Below are 11,539 nucleotides of genomic sequence, written 5' to 3' on the forward strand. Positions count from 1 at the left end.
AAGATTCACATCTACTTAGATATAATAAAAGAGAGAAACTTGATTCTCTCTTTTATTATATCTACAATCGTAGACAATGATTCTATAATGTGTGTTTTTCTAATAACGTTTTGATGTCTTCTAAGATTTTATAACGTTACCAGAAAAAATCATCCGCCTGAATAGTTGAAAGTTATTTACTTTATTTGCAATTATTTTAATCAATAACATCAATCATTAAAAGTGATAGTATTCTCAATAATGTCAAATCGACTCCTATTATAAGAGATAAACGCTTCAACGGAAGCTAATCTATTAATCGACCTTGCCCCTTTGAAAATTATTCTCATTTTCTAAGAGCCACTGACTATAAAGTTCTTGATATCGTTCCTCTTCGTTATCACTGTAACCTTTAAAAAGAACTTTATCAATATTTTCTTTATTAAAATATAAAATTTGTTCAGCATCAAGCCCTACTGGGTATATGCATCCTGAATAATCAAAAATTACTTTTTCTCCATCATTGTCAATGAAAGCTCCCCGATTAAGAATCATAATTTTACGGGTTCCATCTTTTAAATAAACAATACTTCCAATAGGTAACATAATCTTTTCTTCCTTTCGATATTTAAGTGATAATTTTATTTTTTTAAATAATAAATCTCAATAATATAAAAAATATAGCACTGAATTTAGGTAAAACAACATTTTATTTCAACTTTGATAAAACATCAACTATCTCATATTCCCGTTCTTCTCCAGGTGCAAAGGCAACATTTATGGTTGCTAGAGAAATGAACATTGTTAAAATCATTATCAAAAGCATGGCAACATTTTTTATATAAATAAAAGCTAAGGCAAATATAAGAGCTAAAGCAAAGAAACATACTCGTAAAAGAAGCATTTTTACGTAAAAACGCGATGAATTTACTGGTTTTATCTTAAAATAAATAGATTGTTCCAATGATCTATTAAGTAATTCCTCCAAACTTTTTTTCTTTTTAGAATATAAAAGCTGAAGCAAACTAAAAGACAATAATAAACCAATAACTACTAAAAGCAAACTAGTTACTATCGAAAAATTCACATAAAAGTTGGCAAATAAATCAATATGATTCATACGAGCCCAGGCATTCACAAAAACTGCCAATCCTGCAGCTAATGATGTTGGAAGGATAAATTTGCTCGCCTTAGAGTTTTTTTCTTCGATTTTAAAAAGTTCTTCATCTGAGATAGCATAAACTTTCTGATAAAAATACCAGTTTAAAGGCAAACAGAAATATCCGAGAAAATGTTTAGGAGATCTATCTAATAGATACTGTTTCCCCTGATAATGAAATAATAGGTATCGAAAATTCCCTTTATAATATAATTTTATTTTTTGCATTTTAATCCTTACTAATCTAAGAAAACATGAGTTTTCCCAAGCTATGAGGAGTATCTTGATATCGGCTACATCTTATTTTAGTTTTTTATCATTTATTTTATATAAGTGATGGCTTTCAGTTCCAAATGCAACATTAGAAGCCGACAAATATAGAAAGATGATTGCATTGGCCATTAAGCCAAAAAGTAAGTTACCTGAGTAGAAATAATACATTGGCATAAAAAATGCTAGCCCACCAATAACCACTATAAATCCTAGCAATTGTTTAAAGTCAATTTTTACTGGCGTAATTTTATAATATTGTAAATGCCTAAGTTCGTGCCCTATCAAGAAGGCCATCCTTCTTTTCCGAGAATAGTAAAATAATTCAACCAGAACATATGTTAAAAGAAAAGTCATTAAAAAGAGTGCCACTTTCGTAAAACTTGAAAGATTCGTTTCAAAATACTTAGTGATATCAATCTTGTTAACCCGTAACCAATTATATAAAAAGATACTCAGCCCAGCACCGAGAGAAGCTGAAACAGTGAGTTTTGTAGCACGTCCAGTTTTTTCTTTTATTTTACAGTACTCATCCGATGTAATGGGATACACATGTTGAAAGAAAAGCCAATTTATAGGTGGAAAAAGATATCCTCTCAAATGACATGGTCTTCTATCAAGTAAATAGTATTGATGATTGAATTCAAATACTAAATAACGAAAATTTCCATAAGTAAAACGAATTTTTTCCATCATTTCTCATTAGTCAAAGGGGTTAAGGGCACTTAGCCCACCTGAAATGGCATTTCCTACATCACTTACCATCTCACTGGCCCAATTTTTTGCACTTTCAACACTATTTGATATTGCCTGACCTACGTTTTTCCCTACATCATCCAAAAATGCCCCTGTAGTGTCTAAACCATCTTTAAGCCCTAAAAAGTTATTTTCATAGGCTTTATTAAACAACCAAGTAACTCCAACTCCAATAGCAAATGATGCAGTCGCTACACCAACAGCAGCCCAACCAACAGGATTACTTCCCAAAAATGCTCCTAAAGCTACTGTAGTTAGCTCCGCAGCTCCAAAACCAATCCCTGTTGACAAACCATTATGCACAACTGCCTGACCAATACTTTTATCTTTGTTAACAATATCATCATACATTCCAAGACCAAAGCCAATTCCCATTAAGGAACGGCCACCCCATTTGCCCCAGTTCGCTATATTTGTACCTTTTTGAACCAAAGCTTGACCTATACCAGTTTGTTTAACTAAAACAAATGAAGTTGAGGCTCCGTTTAAAGCAAATGTACTAGGGCCTTTAATTCCTTCTAAAATAGTAGCTAAACCACCAAAACGTTGAACCCCTATTCCAAGTTGCTCAATTATAGTTGCAAGTAAGTCAAACTGCGTGCTATTTTTATCATAATTCTCTCGAACTAACTCTAATGCACTTTTTAATTGCTGAATCAACTCAGGTGAAACTAACTCTTCTGGATGGGACCGAGCATAGGTAAGTAAAGCTTCAATGTCCTCTATTGTTAATCCCTCTCCTGATTTCAACTTTTCTTTGTCCAATCGTCTTCCCCAAGACTCGTGGACCTGTTTAACCCACATCAATTCCTCTTGAGGTGGAATTACAAATGTTTTTGTTTCTTCATTCCAAGAGCTTTTTGCTTGAAATAACCCTTGCCTTACTACTTGATAAAGACCATCTATATTTGAAAAAAGACCTGATGATGAATTATGAAATGTCAAAAGTTTTTGAAGCTTATCCTCCAATTTTTGTTTGACTTTCTGTTGAATCTCAATATGTTCTGTTAAACTATTAATAAAAAAATAGTCTGGTTGTTCCACACGATATTCCATGTTTCGTAGTTTCTGATAGTAAACAATACTTTTATGTGCTTGCGCAATTTTTTGACGCAACTCATCTTCTCTTAAACTTACACTATCCACTTCACTAATGAATTTATCCGGAAGACTCAATGTTGCTTTTTCTATTTCCTCATTTAATAAAATGCAAGCTTTTGTTAATGGAATCAATATTTGACTACAATAAACTTTTGCAGAATCATAAGCTAAACCAGATAAATCTCCACTGTTTGATGAAAAATCATTAAGAGCCTTCTGTAAAGATTGATAGGCTTGATTTTGATTCTGTAGTGCTCTTGATGTACTACTTGCCTGATTCTTGGATTTCCATAAATACATATCAACCCCCATTTTTTTCTCTCACCTCTCTTTCTAATTGTTTCAATTGTTCTTTATCAACTTCTAATAGTTTTTGTGACTGTTTAAGTAACTCTTCCTGTTCTTGAAAATAGGTTTGAAGTTTTTGCGATGCCTGGAGATGTTGTGATTCTAAATCTTTAAAATAATAACTATCGTCAGATTTACTCATCAACTCTGCAACTTCACTAAAAAAGAATTTACTTTTTTTAGTAAGTTGATCATATTCATCTCGTACAATGTATAGATGACGTTTCTTTACTTTTAGAGATTCTTCTCTTTGTTTGAGTGATAACTCTAAATTAATGATATCACGATTAACCATTTAACGTAAACCTCGTGCTAGCATCGTCAATGCGTGACAATTGGTTTGCTACTTTCTGATCCATAGCATGAAAAGCTGAAGAAAGATTATGAATATTCGTTGACATCGCTGATAATACATTACCAATTTGACTCGCAGTAGTTTGCGCTAAATCAATTGCAGAGGAAGCTTTTACATTCCCCGCTACAGTTGTCTGATTATCTTTTTCAATTGCTATAAGATTAGCAAGACTTTCTGTAGCTTTTGCAATCGCCGTTGCTCTTTGAACAGCTAAAGATGTTACACTTTTTATTTCACTCATTATCGGGTTCCTCTAAAATATTTAACTATCATGATTATATCATAAAAATTTAAAAATATTTTAATATTCTCCAAATATGATTGAATACAACCTCAAAATTTTGAAATTGGCAATACATTGTTATTTCACTAGAAATTGCAGTTCTTTAAAAAATTAATAAAGCAATTATTAACTATATTTTTCTATAACAAACGAATCAAAGCCAAACTAAAAAGACTTAGACCTGTACAATACAGAACTAAATCCTTTGGATAAATTAATTGTCTAACTTTTGGGGGTCAGTATATATCGAGGTATCTTTTTTACATTTGCACAATCTTGCGATAGCTTCTAGAAGTAATCATAAAAATCAAGACATAGGCGATGAGGAAGATAGCGCAGATAGACAAGGTCACAATCAACATCATATTCGTATCTATTACACCAATTACTTTTAAAATCAGACTAAGCATATGGTAGGCAAAGGCTAGATGTATGAAGGCAAAAAGCAAAGGAAGGAAGAAAACAGTTAAAACTTGTTTGTTGATGGTTTGCTTGATTTGCTTTTGATCTAAACCGACTTTCTGCAAGATAATAAAGCGTTCACGGTCTTCGTAGCCTTCAGAAATTTGTTTGTAGTAGATGACTAGAACGGTTCCGACCATAAAGATAATGGATAGGAAAATACCGATAAAGAAGACACCACCAAAGAGGGCACTCATCTGAGCACTAGCATCTGCTAGATTGCTACCATAAACATAGCTACCTTCCTTGTTTAATTGAGCATTAAATTGATTGAGGTATTTATCATATTCTTCAGCAACCTTGAGTTGTTCTTCTTCGCTGGCATTTACATTCATGCCACCGTAAAACTGATTATAGATAGCCGAATCTGGGAATTGGTCCAAAAAGGCTTGCAAATTAGGTACAACAAGGTAATTGTAATCAGCAGTCAAAATATTAAACTGATTTGGGACATGGTTGACAATGAAATCTGTATTAAATTCTTCTTTGACAGAAAATTGATGGTTATTTAGAGTTAGAGCCTTTTGTCCTTTAACTCCCTCATTCTTTGCAAAGAGTCCGACCTCATTTCCTGATAGAGACAGTTTTTGACCAGTCATATTTTCATAATCTTTTTGGTCAAATACCATGAAAACTGTTGTAGGTTGAACACGATTTTGTCCTTTTTCAAAAAGGGTTAACTTGGTTCCTTCTTGGTTCGCAACACCAAAGTAAGTGTAACGAAGCACTTCTTTCTCTTTTATCTTATAACCTTTATCACTTGCAAACTGGCTCAAGAGTTTGTCCAAATCTTCTTTTTCAACATTTTGCCCTGAAACCCCAAATTCATGAGGATTTAGAACTTTTTTAAAGCTTTCTGAGGCATTGAAAATACTAGTCGCTGCAGACATGGTTACCAAAACCATTGTTGATAAAATAGCTATAGTTGCTAGTCCAACCGCATTTTTCTTCATACGGAAAATCAAATTAGACACTGAGATAAGATTATTTGGTTGGTAATAGTATTGTTTGTTTTTCTTTAAAATTTGTAGGAAAACGGTAATCCCTGCATTAAACAAGAGATAGGTTCCAATTATAACCAGCAAAACAGCTAGGAAGAAAGTTGTTAGGGCTGTGAGAGGATCTTTTACCGTAAGGGCAAGATAATAGCCAATTCCTAAACTAATGGAACCAAGAATAGTTTGGAGAGGTAGGAAGCGACCTTTTTTCTCACCACTAGCTTTCTCACGAGAGAGCTGGAGAGCATTCATACGGGCGATTCGAAGGGCATTCAGGAACATGAGGCCTAGGAAAATCAATCCAAAGACAACTAGCACTGAAATGACAACTTTCATCTGGAAGGTAGCGACCAGTTCTACCTTCAATTTCATCAGTTTGAGTAGGAAAGCGAAAATCAACTTGTCAAACAAGGCTCCAATACCGATACCTGCACCAACAGTTAGAATTCCAAATAGCACCAACTCTTTAAAGGACATACTGATCAGATGACGCTTCTCCAAACCCAACATGCCATAAATCCCCAGTTCCTTGGAACGGTTTTTCATAACAAAACTATTGGCATAGAGGACAATAATAGCTGACGCAAGGGTGACGACAAACATACCAAATCCAAGTGTAGCTTGAATCGTTTCACCTCCACGGATTTCCGCAATCTTGGGATTGAAGGTTAGGGAGTAAAAGAGATAGGTGACGGTGACTGCCAATAGAACAGCCAGCGCAAAGGGATAGTAGAGTTTGCGGTTTTTAATCAAGTTCGATACCGCTAACTTATTGGTTAATCGAAACATACTAATTCACCTCGCTTGCCATGACAGTCAAGGTATCAGAGATTTCTTGGAACATCTGACGCTCTGTCTTCTCTCCACGGTAGATTTGGTTGTAAAGAATGCCGTCTTTGATAAAGAGTACACGTTTGGCCCTGCTAGCCGCTGCCGTTGAGTGAGTCACCATGAGAATGGTTTGCCCACGCTCATTGATTTCGTCAAAAACATCCAGTAAGGCTGCAGATGACTTGGAATCAAGAGCTCCTGTCGGTTCGTCTGCAAGAAGAATTTCAGGCTCTGTGATGATGGCACGGGCTACTGCTACACGCTGTTTCTGCCCTCCTGAAATCTCGTAAGGGTACTTCTCTTGCAATTGGTTGATGCCTAGATTCTCAGCTGTCATCACCAATTTTTTCATCATCTCCGTAATCGGTCTTCTTGATAAGACAAGGGGAAGCAAGATATTGTCCTTGACAGACAGAGTATCTAGCAAGTTAAAGTCTTGGAAGACAAATCCTAGCTTTTCACGACGGAAGCTAGAAGCTTGTGAATTTTTAATGGTTGCTGTGTCAGTTCCATTCAGGTAAACCTGCCCACGAGTTGGTTTGTCCAGCATAGCTAGGATATTGAGAAGAGTTGATTTACCAGAACCAGACTCACCCATGATGGCAACATAGTCACCCTTTTCCACGGTAAAGTGAATATCCTTGAGGGCTTCTACTTGGTTGCCCTGAAAACGGGTTTTATAAATTTTTTGAACGTGTTTTACATCTAAAAGTGTCATGAGAATCTCCTTTCTTAATATCCCATCAAATGAAATGTCGCTTGCATCATAGCGCATCCCAGCTGAACACGCTCGATATCTTTATGGCTTGGTTTTCTAGTTTTCTTATGTAAGATTTGTTTCATGATGTTACTCCTTTGTTCTTTATGAGTCTAGTTTACATCAAAAAAAGACTGCTTGCCATAACTTAACCTTACAAAAAGGACTTTAATCTTACATTTTTGTAAGATTGGGGGAAATGTACCCAGTTCATTAAAAATATTTTACCATAAAAAGAAAGTAAGAAGAAAACCCTCGCAGATACAAGGGTTCAAAAATTTTAAAATAGATTAGTCGAATTCATAGACTAACAGTAAAATAACTGTTTCTACCTCACCAAAACCATCCATCATTTTCTTCAATAGCTTGGGCTTCTTTGCGTTTTCGTGGGCCTGTTCCGTACATTTCTGCTTCGATTTCTTCCTTGGTTGGCATGATAGAAGCTAGTATGATATAGATAATCACGCCAAGTCCAAAGTTTGCAACTGTAAAAATGGCAAACAAGAAACGAACAAGAGTGACATCAAAGTTCCACTTGTCTGAAAGGCCTGCCAGAACTCCTGAAATCATGCGATTTCGTCTCATTTTATAAAATTTACTATTCATGATATTTCCTCTTTCTGCTAGGTTAGACATAGTATATCACGGATAGTCTAGACTTTCATCAGTCCTCAGGCTGATTTACTAGTAGCAACTTTCCTCGACAAAGTCCACAACGATAGCGTTTGGTATCAATCCTACGCTTGCGCTGATAACTTTGCTGGCAGGATTGGCAACGATAGAGCTTGATTGGCTTGGAGTTTCTATTTGGCAAGGTTGGTACAAAGCGTAACCCATCCACTGCTTTCAAAAGTTCCTTAAATTCCCGATCCTTGTGTTGATAACCCTTCCCTTGAAAATAGAGGTGATAATGACAGAGTTCATGGCGGACAATCTTCCTAAAAACATCCAAACCTAGTTCCTGATAAACCTTGGGATTAAAATCCAAATGCCCATCCTTTGGGAAAAATCGACCACCTGTCGTTCGCAGACGAGAATTCCATTGGGCATGATGGCTAAAAGGTCTTCCGAAATCTTCTAACGAAACCTGCTTAACATAATCAGTCAGTTTCATTTGGAGCTAGGAGCGACAGATTGACTTTTTCACGTTCAGTATCGATTTTCTTAACCCAAACGGTAACCAAATCTCCGACGGACACCACTTGGCTAGGATGTTTGATAAATTTGCGACTCATATGGGATATGTGAATCAAGCCATCCTCATGAATTCCGATATCAACAAAAGCACCGAAGTCAACGACATTACGCACTACTCCTTCTAACTTCTGCCCAACCACTAAGTCTTTGATATCTAGGACATCTTGGCGAAGCACAGGTGCGTCAAAGGAATCACGGAAGTCTCGACCTGGTTTGAGAAGATCTGCAATGATATCTTTAAGAGTTTCAGGACCAAGGTCTAGCTCTTGCGCCATATCTTTGATTGAAAGGGACTTGAGTTTGCTTTGGGCCTCTTCATTCAAGTCTTTGATATCCAAGCGTTTGAAAAGTTCCTTGACAGCAGCGTAATTTTCTGGGTGAACCCCTGTATTGTCAAGGATATTGCTACTTTCAGGGATACGGAGGAAACCAGCGGCCTGTTCAAAAGCCTTGGCTCCCAGACGAGGAACCTTCCTGATTTGAGCGCGTGAAGTGATTTTTCCTTCTTCCTCACGGTATTTGACAATATTTTCAGAAATGGTTTTATTAAGTCCAGCAACGTGGGAAAGGAGGACTGGGCTGGCTGTATTGACATTGACACCGACTTGGTTGACCACGGTATCCACGACAAAGTCCAGACTTTCAGACAATTTTTTCTGGCTAACATCGTGCTGATACTGACCGACACCGATTGACTTAGGATCGATTTTGACCAATTCTGCAAGAGGATCTTGCAAACGACGTGCGATAGAGATGGCAGAGCGTTTTTCAACGGTTAAGTCCGGAAACTCCTGACGAGCAAGTTCGCTGGCAGAATAGACCGAAGCACCACTTTCATTAACAATGACATAGCTGACTTCTGGAAACTCTTTAAGAACGTCCGCTACAAAGGCTTCACTTTCACGACTAGCCGTTCCATTTCCGATGGCAATAATTTCCACGTCGTATTGACCAATCAAATCTGCCAAATCTTTCTTGGCTTCTTCGATTTGACGAGCTGATGCTGGTTTAACAGGATAAATGACCTGTGTTGTCAGCATTTTCCCAGTTGCATCAACGACAGCTAGCTTTGCACCTGTACGAAAGGCAGGGTCAAATCCTAAAACCACGCGCCCTTTCAGTGGAGCAACCAAGAGCAGATTGCGCAGGTTGTCAGAAAAGAGTTGGATAGCTCCTTCTTCTGCTTTCTCAGTTAATTCTGTCCGAATACGACGCTCGATAGCAGGCAAGACCTTTTTCTTAACAGATTGCTGAACTACTTCATCTATGTAGGCATTTTTCACCTTGAAACGAGCTGCAAAGAAGGCAAGAATACGGTCCGTCGCATGTTCAAAACCGACCTTCAAGACACCTAGCTTCTCCCCACGATTGAGAGCCAAGGTACGATAACCCTGCATGTTCCCAACTGTCTCAGAAAAATCATAATAAATCTGAAAAACCTGCTTTTCATCAAGACTTTCATCCTTGACTTGAGAAGTGAGTTTAGAGTGTCTCAGCACCTCCTGATAAGTCATGGAACGCAAGGTCACATCTTCCGATAAGGCTTCAACCAAGATATCAACTGCACCAGCCAAGGTTTCCTTACCAGTCGCAAATCCTTCACAGACAAACTTTTCAGCCTCTTTCTCTAAGTCCGCTACATTCTGCAAGATTAAGCGAGCAAGAGGAAAGAGTCCAGCTTCACGAGCAATGGTTGCCTTGGTTCGACGCTTTTCCTTGTATGGAAGATAGAGTTCTTCTACGTCTGCTAATTTTTCGGCTGCTAAGATAGCTTCTTCCAACTCCTTGGTCAACTTGCCTTGTTCTTGAATCTTAGCTAAAACAGCTTCCTTACGGTCGTTGAGGTTGGTCATACTTTTATCCAAGTCAATAATGGCCTTAATCGCCACCTCATCCAGACTACCAGTCATGTCCTTGCGGTAACGCGCGATGAAGGGAATAGTCGCCCCTTCAGCTGTCAAACTTAGAACGGTATCAATTTGCTTTAAAGTCACTCCCAAATTCTGGGAGATTTTTTCATATTTTTTATCCATGAATCTATTATACCACAAGCTAAACGTTTCAAATTAGCTCTTACAATTTTAAAACATAAGTTGGTGAATAAATTTCCTTCATTTCAATATTCTATTTATTGAGAAGATTACAATTTAATTCTAATAGTTTACAAAAGGATCAGTGATTAATTGCACTGTTTTTATTTTTGACAATAATGCGCCACGATTCTACCTCCCTATTCTTCAAGAAAACGCTTTTTTGAAGAATAGGATTGTAATTTCTGTTTCTAATCGTTCAAAATGCGTGTTTTTGAGAAATAAAAAACCGAAAGTCTGAGCCTGCGGTGGGTGTAATCTATTTTGAAATTTTAAATAAAAAAGGAGCATTCAAGCCCCTCATTTGAAATAACGGACACTTGGCTGGTCGGTGTACCCAGCATCTCAGATACCTTTTTCAAGGTGCGGCAGGAACCTTTCTGCCCTCAAATGTCTTTCGTTAATGTTATTCTAGCACTATCTACTTTTTTTGTCAAGTTTTCTCAATCTACCAGACTTGATACGACTTTGTAACTTGAAATCTTGTAAGCGATACATGGTCGGAACATAAAAGAAATCTCCACTTTTATGTAACTTGATGGCAACAAGAACATTATCATCAAATCTTTTAACATATTCAAAACTGGTGTCTTTCTCTCGTGGATTGATGTCGACGAAATCTGGGTTCCTTAGTATGAGTTCCAGGTCTTCAATATGATGAATCACATCATTGTGATGGCGTTTTATCATATGGCTTCTCAAACCGTCTTTGTTGACCTTTATGTGGCTCGCTTCAAGAACGATATCAAAAATTTCTTTTACTTCATCGGTAACCTGACCGATTTTTTCGTGTTCCATCATTTCCTCCATTATTCCACAATTATTATATTACAATCATAGTGTATATTAGGAAATATCACGCTCTATTATTCGTTAGATACTCAATTTTAACTTTTCCCTTTTCCTCAAAATAATAGTATAATAGAGGTAGAATTTAGAATCGAGGTACACCT

12 protein-coding genes are annotated in these 11,539 nt (G+C 36.8%); all 12 read right to left on the reverse strand.

The genetic code is table 11. The features are described from left to right. Positions 1-294: 294 nt before the first annotated feature. Positions 295-585: a DUF4176 domain-containing protein gene (locus tag D8855_RS02235; RefSeq protein ID WP_004269711.1), complete on the reverse strand. Its 291-nt coding sequence runs from the start codon at positions 583-585 to the stop codon at positions 295-297. A 103-nt stretch (positions 586-688) separates the two neighbouring features. Then, positions 689-1,366: a DUF443 family protein gene (locus D8855_RS02240; protein WP_004269710.1), complete on the reverse strand. Its 678-nt coding sequence runs from the start codon at positions 1,364-1,366 to the stop codon at positions 689-691. Between the two features lie 72 nt (positions 1,367-1,438). Beyond that, a complete protein-coding gene (locus D8855_RS02245; protein ID WP_042751257.1) occupies positions 1,439-2,101 on the reverse strand; it encodes a DUF443 domain-containing protein in 663 nt (220 codons plus the stop codon). A 9-nt stretch (positions 2,102-2,110) separates the two neighbouring features. Then, positions 2,111-3,577, reverse strand: a complete 1,467-nt coding sequence (locus D8855_RS02250; RefSeq protein WP_125415765.1) for a hypothetical protein — start codon at positions 3,575-3,577, stop codon at positions 2,111-2,113. After that, the gene (locus D8855_RS02255) at positions 3,567-3,908 is read right to left on the reverse strand and encodes a hypothetical protein (RefSeq protein ID WP_004269707.1); all 342 of its coding nucleotides are present in this window, start codon (positions 3,906-3,908) and stop codon (positions 3,567-3,569) included. Before D8855_RS02255 ends, D8855_RS02250 begins: the two co-directional genes overlap by 11 nt. After that, positions 3,901-4,209 carry a TIGR04197 family type VII secretion effector gene (locus D8855_RS02260; RefSeq protein WP_004269706.1) on the reverse strand — a complete coding sequence of 103 codons (309 nt, stop codon included), beginning with the start codon at positions 4,207-4,209 and terminating at the stop codon, positions 3,901-3,903. The genes D8855_RS02255 and D8855_RS02260 overlap by 8 nt, the downstream gene beginning before the upstream one ends. Before the next feature lie 302 nt (positions 4,210-4,511). Continuing rightward, positions 4,512-6,500 carry an ABC transporter permease gene (locus D8855_RS02265; RefSeq protein ID WP_125415768.1) on the reverse strand — a complete coding sequence of 663 codons (1,989 nt, stop codon included), beginning with the start codon at positions 6,498-6,500 and terminating at the stop codon, positions 4,512-4,514. 1 nt (position 6,501) lies between these two features. Beyond that, positions 6,502-7,260 (reverse strand): ABC transporter ATP-binding protein, encoded by a 759-nt coding sequence (locus D8855_RS02270; protein WP_125415771.1) that lies wholly within the window; start codon positions 7,258-7,260, stop codon positions 6,502-6,504. A 372-nt stretch (positions 7,261-7,632) separates the two neighbouring features. After that, the gene (locus D8855_RS02275) at positions 7,633-7,905 is read right to left on the reverse strand and encodes a PspC domain-containing protein (RefSeq protein WP_033685104.1); all 273 of its coding nucleotides are present in this window, start codon (positions 7,903-7,905) and stop codon (positions 7,633-7,635) included. Between the two features lie 58 nt (positions 7,906-7,963). Next, a complete protein-coding gene (locus D8855_RS02280) occupies positions 7,964-8,413 on the reverse strand; it encodes a SprT family protein (protein WP_125415775.1) in 450 nt (149 codons plus the stop codon). Further along, positions 8,400-10,529 carry a Tex family protein gene (locus D8855_RS02285; RefSeq protein WP_125415778.1) on the reverse strand — a complete coding sequence of 710 codons (2,130 nt, stop codon included), beginning with the start codon at positions 10,527-10,529 and terminating at the stop codon, positions 8,400-8,402. The genes D8855_RS02280 and D8855_RS02285 overlap by 14 nt, the downstream gene beginning before the upstream one ends. 474 nt (positions 10,530-11,003) lie before the next feature. Next, positions 11,004-11,384, reverse strand: coding sequence for a PBECR3 domain-containing polyvalent protein (locus D8855_RS02290; RefSeq protein ID WP_125415781.1), 381 nt, complete (start codon positions 11,382-11,384; stop codon positions 11,004-11,006). Positions 11,385-11,539: the final 155 nt, after the last annotated feature.

The organism is Streptococcus mitis (assembly GCF_003942685.1).
GTDB classification, from domain to species: domain Bacteria; phylum Bacillota; class Bacilli; order Lactobacillales; family Streptococcaceae; genus Streptococcus; species Streptococcus mitis_CD.

Coding starts and splice junctions, on each gene's coding strand:
- D8855_RS02235 (WP_004269711.1), bottom strand. CDS start 585: ATGTTACCTATTGGAAGTATTGTTTATTTAAAAGATGGAACCCGTAAA.
- D8855_RS02240 (WP_004269710.1), bottom strand. CDS start 1,366: ATGCAAAAAATAAAATTATATTATAAAGGGAATTTTCGATACCTATTA.
- D8855_RS02245 (WP_042751257.1), bottom strand. CDS start 2,101: ATGGAAAAAATTCGTTTTACTTATGGAAATTTTCGTTATTTAGTATTT.
- D8855_RS02250 (WP_125415765.1), bottom strand. CDS start 3,577: ATGGGGGTTGATATGTATTTATGGAAATCCAAGAATCAGGCAAGTAGT.
- D8855_RS02255 (WP_004269707.1), bottom strand. CDS start 3,908: ATGGTTAATCGTGATATCATTAATTTAGAGTTATCACTCAAACAAAGA.
- D8855_RS02260 (WP_004269706.1), bottom strand. CDS start 4,209: ATGAGTGAAATAAAAAGTGTAACATCTTTAGCTGTTCAAAGAGCAACG.
- D8855_RS02265 (WP_125415768.1), bottom strand. CDS start 6,500: ATGTTTCGATTAACCAATAAGTTAGCGGTATCGAACTTGATTAAAAAC.
- D8855_RS02270 (WP_125415771.1), bottom strand. CDS start 7,260: ATGACACTTTTAGATGTAAAACACGTTCAAAAAATTTATAAAACCCGT.
- D8855_RS02275 (WP_033685104.1), bottom strand. CDS start 7,905: ATGAATAGTAAATTTTATAAAATGAGACGAAATCGCATGATTTCAGGA.
- D8855_RS02280 (WP_125415775.1), bottom strand. CDS start 8,413: ATGAAACTGACTGATTATGTTAAGCAGGTTTCGTTAGAAGATTTCGGA.
- D8855_RS02285 (WP_125415778.1), bottom strand. CDS start 10,529: ATGGATAAAAAATATGAAAAAATCTCCCAGAATTTGGGAGTGACTTTA.
- D8855_RS02290 (WP_125415781.1), bottom strand. CDS start 11,384: ATGGAACACGAAAAAATCGGTCAGGTTACCGATGAAGTAAAAGAAATT.